This window comes from Methanofollis formosanus, assembly GCF_019633745.1.
Taxonomy (GTDB): Archaea; Halobacteriota; Methanomicrobia; order Methanomicrobiales; family Methanofollaceae; genus Methanofollis; species Methanofollis formosanus.
In genome coordinates this window covers 460,910-482,989 of the sequence record NZ_CP037968.1, presented here as the reverse complement: position 1 = coordinate 482,989, position 22,080 = coordinate 460,910, and the positions used below count along the sequence as shown (strand labels likewise).

At 60.8% G+C, this 22,080-nt stretch carries 22 protein-coding genes and 1 tRNA gene; 11 read left to right on the top strand and 12 right to left on the bottom strand.

Going from position 1 to position 22,080, the window contains the following annotated elements; translation table 11 throughout:
- Positions 1–21: 21 nt before the first annotated feature.
- Positions 22–420 (bottom strand): hypothetical protein, encoded by a 399-nt coding sequence (locus tag E2N92_RS02095; RefSeq protein ID WP_220682053.1) that lies wholly within the window; start codon positions 418–420, stop codon positions 22–24.
- 67 nt (positions 421–487) lie between these two features.
- Here E2N92_RS02095 and E2N92_RS02090 point away from each other — a divergent pair, with 67 nt between their 5' ends.
- The 5 genes from E2N92_RS02090 to E2N92_RS02070 are packed head-to-tail and all read left to right on the top strand — an operon-like array spanning position 488 to position 3,380.
- Complete coding sequence (locus tag E2N92_RS02090) at positions 488–781, top strand: MarR family transcriptional regulator (protein ID WP_220682052.1); 294 nt, start codon at positions 488–490, stop codon at positions 779–781.
- Positions 778–1,305 carry a tRNA (cytidine(56)-2'-O)-methyltransferase gene (locus tag E2N92_RS02085; RefSeq protein ID WP_220682051.1) on the top strand — a complete coding sequence of 176 codons (528 nt, stop codon included), beginning with the start codon at positions 778–780 and terminating at the stop codon, positions 1,303–1,305. The genes E2N92_RS02090 and E2N92_RS02085 overlap by 4 nt, the downstream gene beginning before the upstream one ends.
- A complete protein-coding gene (locus E2N92_RS02080) occupies positions 1,302–2,375 on the top strand; it encodes an ATP-grasp domain-containing protein (protein ID WP_220682050.1) in 1,074 nt (357 codons plus the stop codon). The genes E2N92_RS02085 and E2N92_RS02080 overlap by 4 nt, the downstream gene beginning before the upstream one ends.
- On the top strand, positions 2,375–2,893 hold the full coding sequence (locus E2N92_RS02075; RefSeq protein WP_220682049.1) for a transcription factor: 519 nt from the start codon (positions 2,375–2,377) through the stop codon (positions 2,891–2,893). The genes E2N92_RS02080 and E2N92_RS02075 overlap by 1 nt, the downstream gene beginning before the upstream one ends.
- Entirely contained in the window at positions 2,886–3,380 is a 495-nt protein-coding gene (locus E2N92_RS02070; protein ID WP_220682048.1) for an HDIG domain-containing metalloprotein, read from the top strand. Before E2N92_RS02075 ends, E2N92_RS02070 begins: the two co-directional genes overlap by 8 nt.
- Before the next feature lie 1,766 nt (positions 3,381–5,146).
- On the opposite strand, the gene trpY is transcribed toward E2N92_RS02070, so the two are convergent.
- Entirely contained in the window at positions 5,147–5,647 is a 501-nt protein-coding gene (gene trpY, locus E2N92_RS02065) for a TrpY family transcription regulator (RefSeq protein WP_220682047.1), read from the bottom strand.
- Between the two features lie 180 nt (positions 5,648–5,827).
- Between trpY and E2N92_RS02060 the strand changes: the two genes are divergently transcribed.
- Together E2N92_RS02060 and E2N92_RS02055 are read left to right on the top strand one after the other, a co-directional pair.
- A tRNA-Leu gene (locus E2N92_RS02060) sits at positions 5,828–5,912 on the top strand.
- 112 nt (positions 5,913–6,024) lie between these two features.
- On the top strand, positions 6,025–7,110 hold the full coding sequence (locus tag E2N92_RS02055; protein WP_220682046.1) for a DMT family transporter: 1,086 nt from the start codon (positions 6,025–6,027) through the stop codon (positions 7,108–7,110).
- Between the two features lie 935 nt (positions 7,111–8,045).
- Here E2N92_RS02055 and E2N92_RS02050 read toward each other — a convergent pair.
- The 3 genes from E2N92_RS02050 to E2N92_RS02040 all read right to left on the bottom strand — a co-directional run bounded on the left by E2N92_RS02050 (position 8,046) and on the right by E2N92_RS02040 (position 10,903).
- On the bottom strand, positions 8,046–8,969 hold the full coding sequence (locus E2N92_RS02050; protein ID WP_220682045.1) for an NAD(P)/FAD-dependent oxidoreductase: 924 nt from the start codon (positions 8,967–8,969) through the stop codon (positions 8,046–8,048).
- Positions 8,970–9,714: 745 nt separating this feature from the next.
- Positions 9,715–9,870, bottom strand: coding sequence for a hypothetical protein (locus E2N92_RS02045; protein WP_220682044.1), 156 nt, complete (start codon positions 9,868–9,870; stop codon positions 9,715–9,717).
- 472 nt (positions 9,871–10,342) lie between these two features.
- Positions 10,343–10,903: a CDP-alcohol phosphatidyltransferase family protein gene (locus E2N92_RS02040; protein WP_246589283.1), complete on the bottom strand. Its 561-nt coding sequence runs from the start codon at positions 10,901–10,903 to the stop codon at positions 10,343–10,345.
- A gap of 137 nt (positions 10,904–11,040) precedes the next feature.
- Between E2N92_RS02040 and E2N92_RS02035 the strand changes: the two genes are divergently transcribed.
- The gene (locus E2N92_RS02035; protein ID WP_220682042.1) at positions 11,041–11,283 is read left to right on the top strand and encodes a hypothetical protein; all 243 of its coding nucleotides are present in this window, start codon (positions 11,041–11,043) and stop codon (positions 11,281–11,283) included.
- 18 nt (positions 11,284–11,301) lie between these two features.
- Positions 11,302–11,862, top strand: a complete 561-nt coding sequence (locus E2N92_RS02030; RefSeq protein ID WP_220682041.1) for a hypothetical protein — start codon at positions 11,302–11,304, stop codon at positions 11,860–11,862.
- Here the strand turns inward: E2N92_RS02030 and E2N92_RS02025 are convergent, their stop codons facing one another.
- The gene (locus E2N92_RS02025) at positions 11,863–12,045 is read right to left on the bottom strand and encodes a hypothetical protein (RefSeq protein WP_246589282.1); all 183 of its coding nucleotides are present in this window, start codon (positions 12,043–12,045) and stop codon (positions 11,863–11,865) included.
- 88 nt (positions 12,046–12,133) lie between these two features.
- On the opposite strand from E2N92_RS02025, the gene E2N92_RS02020 reads away from it, so the two are divergent.
- Positions 12,134–12,688, top strand: coding sequence for a diacylglycerol/polyprenol kinase family protein (locus E2N92_RS02020; RefSeq protein ID WP_220682039.1), 555 nt, complete (start codon positions 12,134–12,136; stop codon positions 12,686–12,688).
- On the opposite strand, the gene E2N92_RS02015 is transcribed toward E2N92_RS02020, so the two are convergent.
- Positions 12,666–15,626: a PAS domain S-box protein gene (locus E2N92_RS02015; protein ID WP_246589280.1), complete on the bottom strand. Its 2,961-nt coding sequence runs from the start codon at positions 15,624–15,626 to the stop codon at positions 12,666–12,668. The genes E2N92_RS02020 and E2N92_RS02015 overlap by 23 nt on opposite strands.
- A 180-nt stretch (positions 15,627–15,806) precedes the next feature.
- Between E2N92_RS02015 and E2N92_RS02010 the strand changes: the two genes are divergently transcribed.
- Positions 15,807–16,598, top strand: coding sequence for a heparan-alpha-glucosaminide N-acetyltransferase (locus E2N92_RS02010; protein ID WP_220682037.1), 792 nt, complete (start codon positions 15,807–15,809; stop codon positions 16,596–16,598).
- A 511-nt stretch (positions 16,599–17,109) separates the two neighbouring features.
- Here E2N92_RS02010 and E2N92_RS02005 read toward each other — a convergent pair.
- From E2N92_RS02005 to E2N92_RS01985, 5 genes are all read right to left on the bottom strand, one after another.
- Complete coding sequence (locus E2N92_RS02005; protein WP_220682036.1) at positions 17,110–17,535, bottom strand: hypothetical protein; 426 nt, start codon at positions 17,533–17,535, stop codon at positions 17,110–17,112.
- Between the two features lie 115 nt (positions 17,536–17,650).
- Complete coding sequence (locus E2N92_RS02000; RefSeq protein WP_220682035.1) at positions 17,651–19,282, bottom strand: serine/threonine-protein kinase; 1,632 nt, start codon at positions 19,280–19,282, stop codon at positions 17,651–17,653.
- A 95-nt stretch (positions 19,283–19,377) separates the two neighbouring features.
- Positions 19,378–20,160, bottom strand: coding sequence for an FHA domain-containing protein (locus tag E2N92_RS01995; protein WP_220682034.1), 783 nt, complete (start codon positions 20,158–20,160; stop codon positions 19,378–19,380).
- 42 nt (positions 20,161–20,202) lie between these two features.
- Positions 20,203–21,405: an ABC transporter permease gene (locus tag E2N92_RS01990; protein ID WP_220682033.1), complete on the bottom strand. Its 1,203-nt coding sequence runs from the start codon at positions 21,403–21,405 to the stop codon at positions 20,203–20,205.
- On the bottom strand, positions 21,405–22,079 hold the full coding sequence (locus tag E2N92_RS01985) for an ABC transporter ATP-binding protein (protein WP_220682032.1): 675 nt from the start codon (positions 22,077–22,079) through the stop codon (positions 21,405–21,407). Before E2N92_RS01985 ends, E2N92_RS01990 begins: the two co-directional genes overlap by 1 nt.
- Position 22,080 lies beyond the last annotated feature (1 nt).

The following is a 22,080-nucleotide window of genomic DNA, read 5'->3' as shown; positions in this document are numbered from 1 at the left end:
TTCACCGGATCGGTTCCGCCATCACGCGAGTTTTTCGTAGACGTAATCGACCGCCCGGTCCCGCGCTCCCTTCCCGGTGAAGCGTTCGTAGGTCTGCTCCCCGTCGGTGACCTCCACCACCGCCCCGTCCTTCCCGACCAGAAAGACCAGTTCGAAGATATCGGCCTCGTCGAAGAAGACTCCTCTGAGGGTCTCGGAGGCGGGAGTGAGCATCAACCGTTCGGCCTGGAGTTCGCCGCCCGGTTCTTCCCTGAAGAAATAGAGGTATGCCTGGTAGGCATTGAGGAGGTCTGAGGTGAGGAGTTCGAGTCTCAGGTCTTCGGAAAGACCGTCGAGGAGGCGGACAAGTCGTTCGTCGTCTTCGTCGGCCTCTTCGAGCAGTCGGTCGGCGATCTCTGCAAGTTCCTGGTAATCGGTCATACTCTCACTCCTTCTCTCCTCGTCCTTCTGGATAAAGTATATTGTGGCATCACGCACAAAATATGGTGTGAAAACCGAAGAATTCGACTGGATGGTCTACCACGTCATCGTCTGGGGCCAGGCCGCGACCATCCCCGATCTTGTCGAGCACGCCGGGGGGGACGCAAAGGCCGTCAAGGAGTCGGTCGACCGACTCGTCTCCTATCTGCTCCTCGAGAGGGACGGCGAGAAGGTGCGGGCGCTTTCGGTCGAAGAATCGATTCTGAAATGTCAGTTGAAAAATACCGCCGGGATCCCGCTTGAGATCGAGAACGGCGTGATTAAGATACCAGATTTTGCACGGAGCGGTGACAAACAATGAGAAAAGTATGCATCCTCAGGCTCGGTCACCGGCCTGAACGTGACCACCGGGTCACCACCCATGTCGGGCTCACCGCGCGCGCCCTCGGCGCCGACGGGATGTACCTCGTGGGCGAAGACCCGGTGATCGTCGGGTCGATCAGAGACGTCGTCGAACGCTGGGGCGGAGAGTTCTTCATCGAGGACAAGGTGAAGTGGAAGCAGTGCATCAGGCAGTGGAAGGAGCGGGGCGGGATCGTCGCTCATCTCACGATGTACGGCCTTGAGGTCGGTGAAGTTGTTGCCGAGATGCGGGAGCGGACCGAAGACCTGCTCATCATCGTCGGTGCCGAGAAGGTGCCCGGCGACGTCTACGGGATGGTCGACTACAACGTCTCCGTGACCAACCAGCCCCATTCCGAGATCTCAAGCCTTGCCATCCTCCTGGACCGCCTCTTCATGGGTCAGGAGATGGATAAGAAGTTCGAGGGGGCAAAGATCCGTGTCGAGCCCTGCGAGGCCGGCAAGCGGGTGATCGAGCTGTGAAGCGGGTCCTTGTGGTCGGCTTCGCCACCAGGCATGTGGTCCAGTCGGCACGCCGGGCCGGATACGAGGTCTATGCCGTCGACCATTTCTGCGACCAGGACCTCTGCCGGGACGCTGAGCGGCACCTGAAGTTCGAGGAACTCGACGAGATCCCTGACCTGGTCTCCGAGATCTGCAACGGGCACACCGTCGACTGGCTGGTGACCACGTCAGGAGCCGAAGAACTCTCGGTCCCGGTCCCGCATGCCGGTCCATCGGCCGAGTGCTCGGCGAAGTTCTTGGACAAACTCGAAATCCAGCATTTCCTCGAAGATGCCGGGATCCCGACTCCCCCCCTTGCCGACGGGCGTTTCCCGGCGATGGTCAAGCCCAGGCACGGAGCCGGAGGCTGGCGGAACCGGCTTGTTCGGTCGGCAGCGGAGTTGCGGGCCTGGGAGGAGGAGTGGCCCGACGTCCCGGCGATAACCCAGCAAGTGGTCGAAGGCGTCCCGGCCAGCGTCTCCTGTGTCTGCGACGGGAAACGTGCCGTGGCGCTCGCGGTCAACGAGCAACTTCTCAGGGGCGGCGACGGAGACCGGGCGTACGGGTTCTCGGGCTCGGTTACCCCCTTCGTCCACCCGCTCGCCGCGCGGATGATGGGGATCGCCGAAGAGGCGGTGGCGCGGAGCGGGTGCGTCGGATCGGTCGGCGTGGACTTTGTCGTCGGTCCAGACGGCCTCTGGGCGATCGAGATCAACCCCCGTTTCCAGGGCACCCTCGACACCGTCGAGGCCTCGATCGAACAGAGCGTCTTCCTGCATCATCTCAATGCCTGCACCGGCCGTCTCCCGGCGGCCCGGCCCGCGCCCTGCCGGGTGGCGGCACGGGGGATCCTCTTTGCCGACCGTGACCTCGTGGTGAAGCAAGACCTATCCTCGCTCTCCTCCTGCATCGCCGATATTCCATGGCCGGGCACCGAGGTGGAGGAAGGGAGTGCGGTGGTCAGCGTCTACGGCTCCGGGCCCGACCGGGCCACCGCCCTTGCGTCGCTGGATAGAAATATAACACGCGTCCGTCAATATATGTCCTGATGGTTGGCATTGGCGAAATGTTGGGGGATCCGGCGGTCCGAGCCTATCTTCTCCGCCTCATCGAGGCGGACGGGCTCGAACTCCTGGAGAAGTTCCCGCCTGAGGGCGAGTACTCGGACGAGGAACTCGCGGAGAAGACCGGGATCAACCTCAACACGGTCAGGCACACACTCTATACGCTCTACGAGAGGCGGCTTGCCGAGTACCGGCGGATCAAGGACCCGGACACCGGATGGCTCACCTACCTCTGGACCCTGCGCTCCGACCACTTCTATCCGGTCATCGGCCAGGAACTCGAACGGGTCCTTGAGATCCTGCAGAAGCGTGCAAAATACGAGGAAGAGAACGATTTTTACATCTGCGACGAGTGCGGGATTTTCACGTTCAACGACGTCTCCGACACCAACTTCACCTGTCCGGTCTGCGGAGGCGAGGTGAAGCACTTCGACAACGAGATGTTGCTTGTCGCCCTGAAGCACCGGATCGAAGAGATCCGTTCGATGATAGGGCATGCATGAGGATATCCTGAGAAAAGCGGGATGCGACGAGGGGGTCGTCGCCCATTGCCGCGCGGTGACCGCCGCCGCTCAGGAGTACGCAGGGTCGTCGGCGGTCGACTGCGATCTCCTCCTCGCCGGCGGGATGCTCCATGACCTGGGGCGGTCGAAGACCCATGCCCTCGGGCACGCGCGGGTCGGCGGCGACCTTGCGCGCGCCCTCGGTCTCCCCGACGACGTGGTCAGAATCATCAGGCGGCATATCGGGGCCGGGCTGACGGTGGAGGAGTGCGCGCTCCTCGGTCTCCCGCCCGCGGACGCCGTTCCGCAGAGGCTCGAAGAACGGGTCGTCGCCCATGCCGACAATCTCACGAAGGGGACCAGGCAGATCACGATGGAGGAGCGGATGGACCGTTCGGTCGTTCTTGGACGGAAGGCGGCGGTCCGGATCTTCAGGCTAGGCCTCGACCTCGAACCGCTGAAACACCTGCCCGGCAGGGAGTCATAAAAGATGATGGCCCTCTTCTCCTGACGGAACGGCAGGAAGGACCACCACTCTTTTCAATTTTTGGGCTCTGTAGAAAACATCCTCTTTTCATCACCTCAACCCCCTTGTGAACTGAATCCATCGCCTTCCTTCATCCTCACGCCAGGGGGAGAGTCCCCGGACCCCCAGGATGAATATCGGGGCGGAAGGCGGAGCAATGACCCTGAAAGGGGGGTTGCAGTCCGCCGCCTATCTTCGCGCGGGGGGTTCGGGGGGCGGCAAGCCCCCTGTCGAAGAGAACCATCACGATGATTTACCATGAAAATGATCCTGACGATCCTCCCTTCAGGTTTGCATGAGAGTTTGAACTCGCCATATCCCTTTGAAGCCGATACGCAGAAGATAAAAAATTCCTCTAATGGATCGGCCGCCCCGAATCGTCAAATCTTTCCCGCAATCTCGCGCCGGGGGGTTTCACCCCCCGGACCCCCACGACGAAGATAGGTGGGGGCGGCGATGGAACACGATCCCCCCAGATTCTCCTGTCTTGAATAGAGAGAGCAAACGACGAAAAATTTTCATCCCGTATGCTTGAGCCAGGGGTTCATGCCTGATTCTACAAAGCCAATTTATGTGGTTCCGGAGAATTTCGCCGGGTCTTTCCTCGGTGGCGAGCGGGCCGGGTGCATGTTAGAAAAACGATCGCTTCTTTCACAGCAGAGGGGCAGACCGCTTCATCGCCGCCTCATTTCTATCTTCTCACGATATGACGAAAAGGTTCTACAAAAGGGGACGGCACACCTGATCATCACATGGGTCTGTTTTCATGACCCCGAAGATTAGGGTGGGACGGTAGAGGGCCGATCATTCTTCAACGGGATCACGCGTGATGCCGTCCCCTCCCTATCTTCTCGCGAGACAGCAGAACCGTTCCCATGATGAGGGGACGGCATATCAGGATCAGTACGCTGTTCCGTCGTCATGACCCCGAAGATAGATCCCGGACATGAAAGGGCCGATCATTCTTCCGAGGAGCACACCGCCCCGTGCCGTCCCCCGTTCTATCTTCACGCGAGACGGCAGGACAGATCATGTGAGGTGGGACGGCACGTTAGATCATCATCCCGCCGTCCTGTTTTCATGACCCCGAAGATTGGAACGGAACGGAAGAGCGGAGATCCCTCTTCTGAGAGAGCACGCGTGGTGCCGTCCCCCGCACGATCATCTCGCGAAATACCAGAACAAATTCAGTGATCGGGGACGGCTTTTCTGATCACCATGCCGTCCCGTCGTCATGACCTCAAAGATAGAACCCTGATGGCAGTGAAGTCATGCACCCTCCGTCCTGTCCTATCTTCTTGCGAGATGGCAGAAAAGATCCAATGATGACAGGGACGGCACATTTGGATCATTACGCCATCCCGCATTCATGACCCTGAAGATTGGAGCAGGACGAGAGAAGGGCGATCAATTATTCTGACACGAAAACCACCCCGTGCCGCCCACCGCCCGGGGATAATCACTCAGAATTCCGAAGGAACCGTTTCCATTTCGGTCCGGGTGGAGGGGCGGGCCGCCGAGCGTTTCGGGAGATGCTCCTGATGAAAATTTCGTCTCGCCGTAGATCCTGAGATGGGAATGGGATCGCACCGTCCCTGTCTATCCCCCGGGGCCGGGAGGCGATTATGAAAAGAATAATCTCGATCCCGACGACCCCTTCACGCAAGATGATGAGATTCCCTCCTTCGAACGCATCGCGGTGGCGCCACCGTATTCCTGACCCGCCCCTAAATAACCAGTTTCTGCACCTGCGGGAGAGCCCGCAGTTCCTCGATCACCCCGATCGGGAGGGGGTCGTCGAGGATGATGACCAGTCTGGGTGACTCGGCGAAGTAGGGGTCGGTCACGAAGATCTGTCTGATCGCAAGGTCGTGTTCTGAAAGTACCCTGACCGCGGCCCCGACGATCCCCTTCTCATGGGCATCGGTCGGGAGGATGGTGATGACCGTCAGGCCGAGGGCCTCGGCGACCTTTGAGAGGTCGGGGGTCGCCCGCATGGAGGAGAAGACCTTGCTGGTCCAGTCCATGCTCAGGATGCGGCGCGCCGTGGCGTCGACGACCCGCCGGTCGGTCCCGATGGTGCGTGCGATATGGGTGGCCGGGATCTCGATGTCATTACAGGTGATACGCCCTTTTTCCGAGACGCCAAAGCCGTTTTCAAGTAAAAATTTCACGACTCTGACCTGTGCAGGCGAATCGGCAAATTCCTGCATGAGTGCTGCCCACATATTCATGAAGAATACACGCATACCCTTTATTATCCTTGGGGTCCGGGATCCCTGCGCTCGCCCCTGGATCCTGGGCATTTTTCCGGTTTTTCGGATCGTCCCGGAGAAAGAGGGGGCGGGACGGGCCATGATTGAGCGATAGATTCAATTACTTTGATATCCTTCTTTATAGGGTAACAGGCGAGGGTTGCCGAGCCAGGTCAAAGGCGCAAGGTTGAGGGCCTTGTCACGTAGGTGTTCGAGCGTTCGAATCGCTCCCCTCGCACTCACTTTTGAAAATTCACTCAGGGATGAGCCCGGGCGCTTTGTTCTCGCCGTCCCGGCCCCGCAGCTATAACTGCGTGCAGGGCACACCTGTATATTCATCTCAGAGAACCATGACCCGCGAAAATCTTCTCCCTATCCTGTATGGGTTGACATCGGCGCTGCTCTTCGGCATCACGGCGCCGTTCTCGAAGCTGCTGCTCGAGGGTGTCGGGCCGATCACGATGGCCTCGCTGCTCTTCCTCGGGAGTGGGACGGGTCTGTGTCTTTATCTGCTGGGAGGATCGCTTCTCGGGCACGGGCGCGACGGGGTGGAGGCCTCTCTCGCCCCGACCGATCTCCCGTGGCTTGCAGGAGTCGTCCTCTTCGGCGGGGTGCTCGCCCCGGTCGCCCTGATGATCAGTCTGGCCCAGACGCCGGCGGCGACAGCGTCCCTTCTCCTCAACTTCGAGGCGGTGGCCACGACGGTGATCGCGGTGCTCTGGTATCGTGAGCCCGTGGGAGGACGGATTTGGGGTGCGCTTTCCCTGATCACGCTCTCGTGCGTCATCCTCTCGTACGTGCCCGACCAGCCGTTCGGCCTCTCGGTCGGGGCGCTCGGGATCATCCTGACCTGCACCTTCTGGGGGATGGACAACAACTTCAGCAAACAGATCTCAGCGAAGGATCCGATCCCGATCGTGATGATCAAGGGGTTCGGGGCGGGCGCGGTCACCTTCGTCATCGCCCGCCTCTTCGGCGAGGCGATGCCCGACCCGGCCACCTGTCTTGCGGCGATGGCGATCGGGTTCCTGGGGTACGGCGGAATGATGAGCGTCTTTTTCATGATGGCGCTGCGCGGGATCGGGTCGGCGCGGACGAGTGCGCTGGTCTCGACCTCGCCGTTCTTCGGGGTCTTTGTCTCGTTCCTCCTCTTCACCGAGGAACTGCGGCCGGCTTTCTTCGTCTCCCTGCTGGTGATGGCCCTCGGGGCGTGGCTTCTCATCTCGGAGCGGCATGCCCATCCCCACCGGCACGAACCGATGGCTCACGAGCACCGGCACCGGCACGACGATCTCCACCACGACGGCCACGATCATCCGCCGGGCACGCCGCCGCTCGATGCGAAGGGCTACCACTCTCATCCCCATGCCCACCCGGAGATGGTCCACGACCACCCGCACTCGCCCGATCTCCATCACCGGCACGCCCATGACTGAACGGTGAGTGCCGTGGAATCGCCGATGAAATGGCTGTGAAAAATTTTTGATCACTCCTCTCACCACAGGGCGGCAGGTGTGAACACCGGACTTCGCCGTCCCCCCGGACTCGAAGACCTCCGGTCTTCTCGAACTCGCTGATGTTCGTTCCCCCCACTGACGAAGATAGCCAGGGGGCGGCGATGAAACCAGATCTTCCAGATGCCCTGTCGCGATTGAGGGGGATCCGCCCACATGCTGAAACGCTACTCAGAATATTTTCATCGCCTATGCTTGGGCCCAGGGTTCATGCCTGATTTTACAGAGTCCGATTTTCGGCTATGTAGAAATGCTCTGGGTGGCTATTTCTTCGGGGGGCTGGCCGCCCCACAAACCCCCCGCGCGAAGATAGGTGGCGGATTGCACCCCCCTCTTCAGGTCATCTCTCCACCTTCCGACCCAATCTTCATCCCGGGGGTCCGGGGGCAGCGCCGCCGGCGGGAGGATGGGGGAAGGCGTGCTGATCAGGCGTGCCGCCCCCCCTATCGCACGATCGTTCCTGCCATCTCGCGAGAAGATAGGGCGGGGCGGCGATGGAGCGGGGTATCAACCAGTTCTCCTGTCTTGAAAAGGAGCGATCAAGCGACGAGAAATTTTCGTCCCGTATGCTTGAACCTCGGGTTCATGCCTGATTCTACAGAGTTCTCTGAAAGACTATCTCTGGCCTTGATCGGCGAGTGGAAAAAGTTTCTGAAGCACGGTGTCGTTCAAGAGATTGGTGCCGCCCCGCCCCCACGGCCGAAGATTGCGGGGGGGCGGCGATTGAATGATCCCTCCCTGCAGCAAGGAGAGAGAGCCGTCCAAACCCTGAAACGCTGCTCCGAGCACTATTCACCCGCGTATGCTTGAGCCCGGCGTTCATGCCCGATTCTACAGGGGCCAGGCCCCCCTCTTTTTCACCGGGCAAGGATCTTGAGTATGAGACCGGCAGCTGAGGCCATGCCCACCCTGATGCCGAGGCGGGAGGTGTCGACCTCGGCAAGCCACGCTGGTGAAGGCCGGCGTCCTCCCTTCATCCTTTCCAGGAGCGCGCGTTCTCTCTGCATCGCGGGGAAGGCGTCGAGGACAGCCCGGGTGTAACCCGCGGGGTCTTCGAAGTGGTCGAGGAGGAGGCGGGCGGAGACGAGGGCCGGGACGATCCCGTCGCCGACCAGGGGATAGGTGCACCCGATCGCCTCGCCCACCCCCCAGACCTTCCCGGAGACGAACGGCAGCGCTCTGTACGGCGAGGTGACCCGCAGCCTGCTTCTGCACGCACAGAGCCGTTCGCCGTCCAGAAATCCGGTCTTCCCGATGAGCCCGGACGGGTCGGCGAGATGGCTGAGGCACCCGACATGCCGCTCGTCGGAACCGAGCGGGAAAGACCAGGCATACCCGCCGCGGACATAGCGCACCGCAGGAAGAACCTCGCCCTTCCCGCCGCGCACCCTGAACTGGACGCACCTGCAGAGGTCGTCCCCCCCTATCGGCGGGAGATAGGCCCGCGCCGTCCCGGTGGCGTCGACGATCCGGTCGTATCCTGCCGGGTCAAGTGGCCCGGTCCTCACCCCGGCTCCCTCCCGGAGGTCGGCAATAAGGGCAGGTTTCTGAATGGTCATCAGGTCGGCCGTCACCCGCTGCCCCTGGAAGAGGAAGGCATCGAAACGTTCGGTCACATAGTCCTCAGGCTCCAACCCCTCGCCCTCCAGCACGGCGGGGAAGTCCCGTGTTGCCATCCAGGCGCACGGAGCGGCCCCGCACGCCGTCTGCACCGGGCGGTCATAGAGGTCAACCGCATGCCCTGCATCCGAGAGTCGGGATGCAAGAAAACTCCCGGCCACACCTGCACCTGCCACGGCCACTCGCATAACCCCTCATACGCCGCAGGTCTCATCAACATTGCGCCCTGTCCGGTCCCGGGGAATTCTTCTCTCTGAATGATCACGGGTCTGCCTTCCCGTCCCAATCGCTATCCTAAGGATTTGGAGAAACGAGCGCCAGCAAGTTGGAGAAGATCTTTGATCTTCGATGTGCAAGCGTGGGGAGCTTGAGAATACGGAAAATCGGGGGGGGATCGTGTTCCGTCGCCGCCCCCACCTCTCTTCGGTCCGTGGGGGGTCCGGGGGGTGCAACCCCCCGGCGCGAGATGGCAGGGAAATTTCGACGATGGGGGCGGCCGATCCATCTGAAGAATTTTCTATCCTCTGCGTATCGGCTTCAACGTGATATGACAAGTTCAAACGCTCATGCAAACATGAAGAGAGGATCGTCTGGATCATTTTCATGGTAAACCATCCTCTTTTCATCACCTCAACCCTCTGTGACCCTCATCCATCGCCTTCCCTCATGCTTATGCCGGGGGCTCTGCCCCCGGACTCCCAGGGTGAAGATTGGGGCGGAAGGTGGAGGAGTGACCCTGAAAGGGAGGTTGCCGTCCACCGCCTATCGCCCGTGCGGGGTGTTCGGGGGGCGGCAGGCCCCCCCGTCGAAGAGGAACCATCACGATGATTTCTACAAAGCCTTTCAGAGCATTTTTTCAAAGCCGGGGCTCGAAATATCTGGAGAGTGGATATATTGAATAATTTCTCAAAAGAGTTCTCTGACCTCGATCTCCTCGGCACGGATGCCGTCCATCTTCTGCATGACGGCGTGATAAAGGTTGACGTTGCGCATGCACTCGCGGAACTCGCCGTTGTACCACTCTTCGAGGGACTCCCGGTACATCATCATCTTGGTCTGCATGGTGCTGTCTTCGCGTTTGGCCGAGGGAGATAAAGATGTTCTGAATTCGATCCGCGGAGTTATTGACGATCTTTCATGATAATCTGCACAGTGTGAGGACGGGTTTTCCCCTCTGCAGTTTTTCTAAGACACCGTCCCGACCCGACATCTCTCGCCGTGGGTTCTTTGAAATCCTGATGGTTTCGATGGATTACGATCCCCTCGCCTCTGTCGGGGGGTGCGTCGACAGAGGATGAAATACGCCCATATCGGCTTTAATCCCGGGGATCAGGCTTATGATCCGGGGCCGGAACGGGGATATTTAGAACTCTCGTGAAAATGGGAGAGGATCGCCAAATGCAGGAAATATCGCGGAGTCTCCTGGCCGAATGCCGGCCTGTATGACCGGGAGAGATAGGAATGTGCTCCCCCTCATGGAGCGCCGGTTCTCGGCCGGGATAAAATGGCGGAAAATGACGCGATTCCGGGCGTCTCACCCTTCTTTCGTCACCAGCCAGACATGCCACATTCGCTGTACGGCGGTAAGGTTGGTGAGAACGGCGAGGATCCAGAGTGCCGGAACCAGAAAACCGGTGAGAAGGCCGAGGATGAGGACGAGCATCCGTTCGATTCGGGTGAAAAGCCCGGTTTTGCACTCTGCACCCAGCCCCTCCGCCCGCGCACGGGTGTAACTCACCATCAGGGAGCCGACCAGGGCCGCGAAGGTGAGGGCCCGGGCTGTCTGGTCGCCGGAAAAATAGAGGAAGAGCCCGCCGAAGAGGAGAGCCTCCGCATATCGGTCCAGCACCGAGTCGAAAAACGCCCCGAAACGACTTGCCTGCCCGTTGGCCCTGGCCACCGCCCCGTCGAGCGCATCGAAGAGGCCGCCGAAGGCCAGCACCAATCCCGCGCTTATGAGACGCCCCGAGGCGATGAGCCCGGCGGCGACGGCGGTGATAAGAAGCCCCATGGCCGTCAGAGCATTCGGAGTGACCCCGGTTCTCCCCAGGACCGCAGCCGCCCGCGAAAGAACTCCATCAGTCCGTTCCCTCATCCACCCGTCGATCATGCCGCCTCAGATCAATCTGATATCTGAATGGAACCGACATCAACTTTTCTTCGCTGTACCGTCCTGATTTATATATTCGTCTGCCAATAGAAGATCTGCACATACGCACAGGGGGGAATTTCGTGAAACGTGTAGGCATCAGGCTGGAGAGCCTCGCAGCGATCATCGAGGACCTCAACAACAGCGAGGAACTCAGGGCCATCTTTGGCGATCCCGTCACCGGGCACCTCGCCATCGTTGCCGAGTACGCCGACGGCGCCGTCGACCTCAGGATCGAGGAGATCAGAGACGTCCCGCTCAACGACGACGAGAACAGCAGATTTGTGGAAGTCACCGACCGCATCGTCTACGCAAACATTCTCTGAAAAATGGGCAGGATAGGAATGCATCTCGTATCCGCCTGTCTCCTTCTCATCTCTCTCGTCGCCGCGGTCGCCGCCGGGGCGGTCATGGGGGAGGAGGTGGAACTCATGGGCACTGCGACCGAAGGAGAAACCGTCTATCTCTTCTTTACCGGCCCAAACCTCCCGGCAGGAGGAGTCAACCTTGAGAACGCCGCTACGGTCGAGACCGGCAACCCGGACACCTTCACCACTGTCACCGCCGACGATAAGGGAAGATGGCGATACCGCTGGAAGACCGCCGGCCTCGGCATCGATCCCGGCACCTACACCGTCTACGCCTCCGACCATCCGGCCGCACGAGACGACCTTAGTGCGAGCGGGGCTGTCTATTCCATGCTCTCCGTCACTCTCCGGCGCCCCGGACTCTTCCTGGAGACCGGAGAGGAAGAGAGAACAGAGACCGAAAAACAAGAGACTCCTGAGGATCTGGAACCGGAACCCCGGGAGCCCGGAGAGCAGGAGACCCCGACCACCCGCGCGGCACCCTCGATCATCGGCGTCGCGGCCGCCCTCGCCCTCCTCATCAGGCGGTGCGTTTGATCAATCGTACTTCCCTTTTACCCCGGCCCACCCGGTGTAGCCGCAGTAAATACACCCGATCCCATCGCACCGCTCGCAGAGTCGGGCAGGTTTTCTGACCAGCACCTTCCCGGTCTTCTCGCAGTACATACAGCCCGCACCCTCGCAATGGTTGCAGACGACCTCCTCGTATTCAATCTCCATACCCTTCATTTGCCTCAGATGAGGGATTAACCCTTCGAAGAAGAGAGATACCGCAAGAATATATCAGATCACCCCCCCATTCTCCCGCATGCGCGAACTCGGGCGCCAGGCCGTCCACCTCCTCTTCGGTCTCGGCATCGCCTCAGTCCTCCTCATCCCGGTGCCCGGGGTTGCGTCGAAGATCTATGCCGCCTTTCTCATCGCCGGACTCGTCATCGCCGAAGCGCTCCTCCACGGACGACACGTTCCCATCTTCTCCGAGGTTGTCGGCGCCTTCGAGCGCAAGGAGACCTTCCCGGGCAAAGGCGCGGCGTACTTCGTGGCCGGCGCCCTCTTCTCGTCCATCTTCTTCACTCCCGGCACCGCTTTCGTCGCCGTCCTCTCCCTCGCCGTCCTCGACTCCGCTGCCACCGTCGTCGGGATCACCTGCGGCCGACATCCTCTCGTCAACGGCCGGACCCTCGAAGGCTCGGTCGGAGGATTTCTGGCACTCGCCGCCGTCCTCCTTTTCATCATGCCGCCGCTCCCCGCCCTCATCGCCGCGGCCGCCGCCATGCTCGCCGAACTCCTCTCGCCGGTCGACGACAACCTCGTCATACCCCCCGTCGTCGGGGCCGTCCTTACGCTCCTGCCCTGCTCCTGAACTTCCCCTCAGGCACCGAGATCTCGAACCTCGCTCCCTCACCATCGCACCCGGTCTCGACGATCGCCATCCCCGTGATATCCAGGATCTCTCTCACCAGAAAGAGCCCGTATCCCGTATTCCTCCCGAAACCCGCATCGAAGATGTTGGGCTTGTGCTCGACCGGCACCCCGGCCCCGTCGTCCTCGATGACCAGGGTGCCGACCTCGCCGTTCTCCCTGAACGAGACCCTGATCTCCGAAACACCATTCCCGTGCCGCACCGAATTTTCGAGCAGATTGAAGACCGCCATCTGGAACATGGGGTCGGCATAGATCTCCATCGGTCCGGCGGCGACCGTCAGAGCGATCCCGTCGAGCGCCAGGTCGCTCGCCGCCCCCCGCACCACCGTCTCCACGTCCTGCCACTCAGGGGCCTTCACGCCCATGTGCTCGTAATCCCTCGTGAACGAGATCTGTCGCTTGATCTTCTCGGTGAGGCCATTACACGAGTCGACACGACCGGCGAGCGCCCGGTCGGCCCCGGCGGACTTTTTGATGAGGTACAGGTACCCCTGGAGTGCCACAATCTGGTTGACAATATCGTGCCTGGTTATCCCGTTGAGGATATTCAGTTTCTTGTTCGCCTTCTTCAGCGCCTCCTCGTACTCGCGGACCTCGGTGATGTCCTGATGGATCCCGGTCATCCTGAGCGGCATATCCACGCCGTTCCTCTGCACCACCTTCCCCTGGCTCCGGATCCATGCCCAGCGGCCGTCTTTTCTTCTCATCCTGAACTCGGTATGATAATACGGAGTATCCCCGTCGAGATGGATTTGCATGGTCTCATGGACACGCGGATAGTCCTCCGGATGGATGAGGCGCGACCACAGGAGATCGTTCCTCTCCAGTTCGTCGGGATCATATCCGAGCATCTCCTCATAGATCCCGTTGAAGAGCAGTTCGCCGGTGAGAGGGTCCCAGTCCCACATGCCCAGGTCGGCCCCCTTGATGACCAGGTTCATCGTCTCCTCGTTCTCCTTCAGCGCCCGCACCGCCTCGTTGCGCCGGGTGACATCCCTGGAGATCGCGGAGAAACCCATGATGGAACCATCTTCATCCCTGACCGGCGAGATGGTGATGGAGACCTCGAGTTCTTTCCCGTCCTTTTTCACCCGCCTGCTTTCATAATGACCTGTCGTCTCTCCCTTCTTGATCCGTTCGACGACCCCCATGAACTCGTTCTTCCGGTCTTCAGGGGCGAACATCGAGACATGACGACCGATCACCTCTTCGGGAGCATACCCGTAGATCGCCATAGCGGCGGAGTTCCAGCTCGTGACAAACCCCTCCAGGTCGGTCCCGAAGATCGCGTCCTCCGACGACTCGACGATGGCCGCAAGCCTGAGACGATCGGCCTCAGCCTCTTTTTCCGCGGTCACATCACGGAAGACGAGCACCACCCCGATGATCCCACCGTCCCGGTCCCTGATCGGTGCGGCGCTGTCCGCGATCAACCGTTCGCTCCCGTCCCTCGCGATGAGTGCAGTGTGGTTTGCCAGGCCAACCACCCGTCCGGTCTCGATCACCCGCCTGACCGGGTTCTCGGTCGGTCTGCGGTTTTTCTCGTTGACGATGACGAAGACCTCGTCCAGGGGCCGCCCGGCGGCCTCTTCTTCAGGCCACCCCGTCAACTCCTCGGCTACCGTATTGAGCATCACCACCCGTCCTTCCGCATCGGTCACGACCACCCCGTCGCCGATGGAACGGAGCGTGACGTTCAGGCGCTCTTCGCTCTCCCTGAGTGCCTTCTCGGCCTGCTTCTGCCGGGTGACATCGCGCATGATGCTCTGAATCCCATAAATCTCCCCGTCTGTGGTATAAACCGGGCCGCCGTTCATCTCGATATCGATAAAGTCTCCGTCCTTTTGCATCACCTGGACCTGCAACCCTTCAAAGCACTCCCCTCTGACCGTCTTCCTGAAATGTTCCTGGATCCTCTCGATATCCGGGCCCCTGATAAATTCGGCATATGACCGTCCGAGCATCTCCTCAGGACGGTAGCCGGAAAGCCGTTCCATCGAAGGGGATGCGAAGATGATCGTCCCGTCCGTCCCGCCCACCGTGACACCGTCGTAGATCCCCTCGGCGATGATCTGGTACCTGAACTCCACCTCTCCGAGAGCTTCCTGTGCCCTTTTTCTCTCGGAGATATCGACCGCAATTCCCTGGAGACCGACGAACTGATCCTCACTGTCCCAGAGCGGCGTGAAGGTGAGAAGGGCCGGGAACGCCTTTTTTTCGTCTCTTTGCGGCAGAACTCTGGCCTCATGGTTGATCACCGGTTTGCCGGTCCTGACCATCTCGACCCCCCGTTCCCACGCCGCCTTCCGGTCGTCAGGGTGGAGGTAGAGGTTCCAGTTCTGACCGACCGCCTCGGCGTCGGTCACCCCCAGCGCTTCGAGGCCGCAACTGTTGAGATAGGTGATTTTTCCTTCCCGATCGGCCTTGAAGAGGATGTTCTGGAGATTCTCCACCAGGTCACGGTAGTTCTTCTCGGACTCCCTGAACGCCCGCTCGGCCCTCCTCCTGTTCACCGCCTGCCTGACCTTATGGGTTAGTTCGGTGAACTGGGCCGCCGCGTCCCCGCCCTTCTGGAGATAAAAATCCGCGCCGCTGTTCAGCGCCTCGATCACCACCTCCTCCCGTCCCTTCCCGGTGAAGAGAATGAACGGCATCGCGGGACAGAACCGTCGGACTGCCTTGAGAAACGTGATCCCGTTAGTCTGCGGCATCTCGTAATCGGAGACGACGACATCGTACTTGCAGGATCTGAGGAGGTCCATCCCCTCCCCGGCCGACCCCGCAACATCGACACATATTCCTCCTTGATCTTCAAGGAACACCCTGCCCACCTGTAAAATTGCGGGCTCGTCGTCAACCAACAGCAGATGAATCATATATTTTCACCAACCCCACCGGATTCAGATCGACCATTCTGCCAATATAATATATTATTTGTTCGATACGATTCCATCGAGATTCTATCCTGACGAAGAGGATGATTTGAGGATATTTTTGATATTTCAAAGCCGTGTGAAAAGAGTCATCACCCTTCGGTACCTATCTATCTCCCTGACATGCGCCGCCCGCACCGCACCCCATACCCGGAACTCGTGACAGGAGCTTTCTCAACTCATAGTGCAGGCCGACGTTTCCTGGAGATCGACCTCCTGCGCGGCGTCGCGATCCTGATGATGGTCCTCTTCCACTTCCTCTTCGACCTCTCCTTCTTCGGGATCGCCGACGTGGAGGTGCACACCGGGTTCTGGAAACTCTTCGCCCTCGCGACCGCTTCGCTCTTCATCGCCCTCGCCGGCATCTCGCTTCCGATCAGCTATGCCCGCCGGCGGGACCGACTGTCGGGGAAGGCGCTCTGGGCCGACTACGCGCACCGCGGCGGGAAGATCTTCCTGTACGGCCTCCTCGTCACCCTCGCCACCTGGCTCTTCCTCGGCGACGGTTTCGTGGTCTTCGGGATCCTCCACCTCATCGGCTTCGCGATCATCGTCGCCCCCTTCTTCCTCAGGTTCGGCCGCTGGAACCTCCCCATCGGCGCGGCGTTCATCCTCGCCGCCGTCCCGCTCAGCGGAATCAACGGTCCGTACTGGCTCCTCTGGCTCGGCGTCCACCCGGCATCCTTCTACAGCGTCGACTACGTCCCGGTCATCCCGTGGCTCGGCGTGGCCCTCATCGGGATGGGGTTCGGGTTCTGGCTCTACCCTGAAGGAAAGCGGCGCTTTTGTTTCCCGGAGATGAACGGCTGGTGTGCGGGCCTTCTCTCGCTTTTTGGCAGGAACTCGCTCTTCATCTACCTCGTCCACCAGCCTGTGATCCTGGGGCTGCTGATGGCCCTTGGGCTTGTATCGTGAGAGGATGAAAGCCGTGATATCTGGGGCTTCGTCGTCACTTGAGATGAATGGCTCTCTTAGAGCATAGCCCGGAACTCTCTGAGGATTGAACCTTCCCTCTAACCGAAGCACTTAGAATTCCTCTGGATAACTATCTCTGTGCAGGGCTAGCCGCTCGAAGACCTGCCGTTCTTTTCATGTTCGCTCCGCTCACACTCGAAAATCGGAGATTGTCTCGACTCCCTTCGGTCTTCAGCGAAGACTTCGTCTTCTCGAACTCGCTAGCGCTCGTTCCCCCACGGATCGAAGATAGGTGGGGGCGGTGATGGAGCGAGGTCTCCACCAGTTTTCCTGTCTGAATATGGGAGAGCAAGCGACGAGAAATATTCATCCCGTATGCTTGAGGCGTGATCTCGCCTCATGCCGAATTCTAAAGAGCTAAAAAAATGTACTTCTGTCCTGGTGAATGAGCAAACCCGGCATACTTCCGGGACGCTCTCTCAGAAAAATAGGGGGAGGGCTCTCTCCCCACTCAGGCAGACCTGAAGCAGTGGCCGTGCTTGAAACCGCACCTCTCAAAACCCACTGCAATGCCGCTTTCATCGACGGCGGTCTTCAATTCGGTTCTGAACTCCTGCATCGTCTCGAATGCCGTCTCGCAGTCTCCGTTCTCACGGGCCTCCTGTGCGGTGTCGAGGAGGGCCTGCAGTTCTGAGGTGTCGTACCCGCTCTCATCGAGGGCGGCGAGGACCGGGGCCGCAGGGTGTGCGCCGTGGTTGCCCGCACCGAACCCGCCGAACCTGTTCTCCTCGCATGCAGCACTCAATGCACCCCCCTGGGCATAGTGCATCCTGGGGGCATGGCCGGAGTCTCCGCCGAAGAATGCGCTTGCCGGCATGGCCAGAAACGCACCGACACAACAGAGGCATATGATGCCGATGATGCCGATCTTTCTCATCTTCTTCCTCCAGATATCGGGTGCCGGATGGACACCCTGATCACCAGTCTGCAGGTGCGGATAAATATTCCCGAAATACCTGGAGTGCAATGGTTGAACCGATTGGTTCAACGATTCACTCCTCCTCCACCTCGTCCAGGGCAGCGAGGAGGTCTGCGACCGAGCGGTACCGGTGCTTCGGATCTTTTGCCAGACACCTCTCCACGACCCTGTCCCAGCAGGCAAGGGAGGGGTCCAGCGTTGAGGGGAGGGGAGGGTCGGCAGTGAGGATCGCCATGCTCACCTCGCCGATCCCCTCACCAGGGAACGGGCGCCTGCCGGTGAGAAGTTCGTACAGCACCACCCCGAACTGGAAGATGTCGGTCTCCTTGCCGGGAGACCCGAACTGCGAGGGCGAAACCTGTTCGGGGGCTGCGTAGTCCAGGGAGAAGGCGACCACCGTTGTCGTCCCGGTATCGGCGACCTCCTTGCCCAGGCCCCAGTCGGTGATCTTCGGGACCCATCCGGGTGCGATGAGGAGGTTTGCCGGTTTGATGTCCCGGTGGATCACTCCCCTCTCATGGGCGTAGCCGAGTCCTGCGGCGACTCCTCTCGCGATCTTCAGGGCCACCGTCGGGCTCACCGGTTTCTCGATCTCCTGGAGCGACTGTTCCACATATTCCATCTCGACGAAGGGGACGGGCAGGATGTTGAGGGCGTACAGCCTCACGATATTCGGGTGGTCGAGCCCCTCCCAAATCCGCATCTCCTTGAGGAAGTAGCGGCCGGTCAGTTCGTCGGTCCCGAGGGGGATCTTGACCGCGACCACCTCGCCGTCGGTACGGCGGACCGCCCGGAAGACGCTCGCGTTCCCACCTCTGCCGACGTACGTCACATCGGCGTACCGCCCCGAAAACCCCGCGGGAAAACCGGACGGCGATCTCGGAGGCACCGCCTCTTCGTCCCCGACGACCGTCAGAGGCCCTTCGTCCCCGCCGGTGATCGTCGCGGATCCCCGCTCCGTGACGGTGAGACCCCGCATCTGGAGAACCGGAAAGATCGCAGACGCAAGGAGCACCGGCACCGCGAGGAGATCGCCGCCCGGCCCGCGGAAGAGCGGCACGGCTCCGACCAGACCGACCAGGAGAAGGGTCAGGGCCGGGAGCGGGTGGGCCCTGAGAAGGTAGATCACCGGGAGACGCCTGAAGGATGCATACGCGAGGGCGAAGGAGGAGAAGGCAAGGTAGACAAGACAGATGCCCACGAAGGCGACAGTCAGGTCGGGCGCTCGTCCCCCGCCGGAGATGGAGTTCATCGTCACCAGGTTGAAGGTCGAGAGAGCACCGACGGCAAAGATGGCGGAGAACGATCCGGAGATACCGTACGCCGTTGCGAGAAGCCCAAAACCCCCTCGGGGGAGGGCATATCGGTAGCCCCGAGACGTCCCCCTGCCAAGGGTGAAGAGCACGGCGACGACCAGGATGGAGAGGCCGACGCTGAAGAAGGCGGTGAAGTAGGCCATCACCGTCGTTGCCAGGGCTGCCTGATTCGCCGCCGGATGGAACCCGGCCCTCGCCGGCTGGAAACCTCCCGCGTCCCCGGTGACATTCCCCTCCCTCCAGGGGTGCTGCATCTCCTGGACGTCCATATGCGGCCCTTCGACGGGGATCATCACCTCCGCCGCTCCCATGACCGGAGCGACCACTCCGACGAGGAAAAAAAGGAGCAGACACCAGATGAGGGCCTCAGGGGATCGCATGCATGTCATCGTCGGGGTACCCCCGGAGAGAGCGGGGATATTTTGACCAGAAAAAGTATGGGAGAGAGGAGGGTATGAAATCGACGGAATGCGACCCTGCCGCCTCAGGCCCCTGGCAGGGTGACGACGAGACGTGCGCCCTTCATGCCCTTCCCGAGACCGATGAGGTCTCCGTCACTGAGGGCGACCTTCTGTTTCCCTTCGAGCGGGACACTGTTGAGCACCGTCCCGCCGGTGCTCCCGCAGTCCTCCAGGTACCAGGTACCCTCCTCCAGCGTCAGCAGGGCGTGCGGGCGCGTGACCCTGGTCACCGCGGCGTAATGCTCGGCGAGGACGATATCGACCACCTCGTCGTACTCTCCCGCCCCGGCAGGGTCCTCGCGGCCGACGGCGACCCGCTCCCCATGGAGGGGGAAGACCTTCCCGTCGTCTGGACCGCCGAGGAGCATCAGCACCGGCACGGCCGTCGCCAGTTCCTCCGAGACCTGCTCCTGCACCGCAGCAAGACGTTCGGAGAGCACGGCGTCGGAGGGCATGAGCCCGATATTGCCAAAAAGACTGAGACTCCTGACAATCCCCTCCATCCCGCCGGGAACCACCGAATACTTCCAGACCGGATGCACCCCTTTCACCGTCGGCCTGCTCATCCCGGCCTCCTTCCTGATCACCCCGATCCTGAGCAGTTTGTCGATGTGCTTCTTGGTGTTCTCATAACTCGTCTCGATCTCGCGCGAGATTTCTCTGACATCTTTGGGCCGCCGCTCGATTGCCTTCAGGATCTTCAGGCGCGTCCCGCTCCCGAGCACGTCGAGATACTCGGAGAGTTCGGCGAGGAAGTCCTCGTCGCGCTCGACCAGGAGTGTGTGAGTCCCTTCTTCGTCCTCCATCATCCACCTCATTCCTCCATGCGCCTTGAGAGTATGAAACCTTCACTCCGCCGCCAGGGCCATGACCGGATCGAGGTCGGCCGCCTTCCATGCCGGATAGAGCCCTGAGAAGACACAGACCGCGACTCCGATGCACATCCCGTACGGAACATAGATCAGAGCTTCAGGCGTGAAGAAGTACGCCGCATCCCCGATCATTACGAGCACCGCGAGGTACCCGGCGACCAGACTCAGCACTCCGCCGATCACCGCACCCACGCCGCCGAGGATGAACGCCTCGTACAGGAACATCCTCCTGACGATGGTTCGTCTCGTCCCGATACTCCGGAGGATCCCGATCTCGCGCGTCCGCTCCGTCACCGACATCATCATCACATTGAAGATACTCACCGCCGCGACCAGCAGCGAGATCCCGCCGATCGCCATGATAAACCCGGTCATCGTATCGAGCGTCGAGGTGATCGACTCAAGCATCTGCCCTGAGTCCCAGATCCTCACCTCGTCATCCTTCTTGTTCAGGTGCCGGTCGATATCGTCCTTGACCTGATCGATATCCTCGATCGCCCCGACAACCACGTTCACCTGGTCGTACTCCCCCTCACCGCCGAAGACGGAGGTGAACCACCGGTCAGATGCGATGACGGCATTGTCGGTGTTGAGGTCCATCGACATGCCCCGCTCTTCCAGGATCCCGTTGACCCTGACGGTGTGCTGGCCCTCGTCGTCCGGATCGCCGATCTTGATCCTGGTCCCCACCTTCAGGTCCAGGTTTTCGGCAAGCGTCGGACCGACGAGCACCCCCGAGGTGCTCCTGGGATAGTCGCCCTCGGCGACCTCGAAAAGGTCAGGGAGTTGGTCGGTGTCGAGGCCATAGATGGTGGCCCGTCTCTCCTCCGAACCCGCCCGGATCTGCTCGGTCTCTGAATAGATCGGGACGACCTCATTGGAACCCGCGGCCCTGACGATATCCCTGACCTGATTCTCCGAGATGTACTCGTCCTCGTCGCCCCCTGACGGCCCGCCCATCTTGCCGCCGCCGTCCCCGCCTGAGTCCGGATAGATCACCAGCACATTTCCGGTCTCGGTGAGCGAGTCGGTCACCGAGAGACTCATGCTCGTCCCCATGATCCCCATCGAGGTGATGGCGACCACCCCGATGACGATCCCGACGGCGGCGAGGAGCGAGCGGAGGAAGTGACGCCGCACACTCCTCACCGAGAGGTCGAAGAAGATATCGGCGGCCATCACTCGACCCTCCCGTCCCTGATGACGATCGTCCTGTTCGCATACTCGGCCGTCGCCGGGTCGTGGGTGACCATCACCACCGTCTTGCCGCGCCGGTTCAGGTCGGCCAGGATCTCCATGATCTGGGTGCTCGTCTTCGAGTCCAGGTTCCCGGTCGGTTCGTCGCAGAGGAGGATCTTCGGGTCATTGACCAGCGCCCGTGCGATGGCCACCCGCTGCTGCTGCCCGCCCGAGATCTCGGTCGGGGTATGCTCGATCATCGCCCCTTCGAGCCCGACCATCTTCAACAACTCCGTAGCCCGTCCACTCTCGTCCCGCTTCCCGTACTTCAGGATGAGCGGATACTCCACGTTCTCATAGAGCGTGAGGAGCGGGATGAGGTTGAATTTCTGGAAGATATAGCCGATGGAGTCCCGCCTGAGATCGGTGAGTTCGTCGTCGGTCATCTCCCTGGTGTTCCTCCCGTCGATGAAGAGGTCGCCTGAGGTCGGGACGTCCAGGCTCCCGATCTGGTTGAGCAGGGTGGACTTGCCCGAACCCGACGGCCCCATGATCGCCACGAACTCTCCTTCCATGATATCGAGGGAGACATCGTCGAGGGCCACCACGTCTCCTGCAGGGATGGAGTAGACCCTGGTCACCCCGTCCAGTCTGATCACCGGAAGATCGTTCATT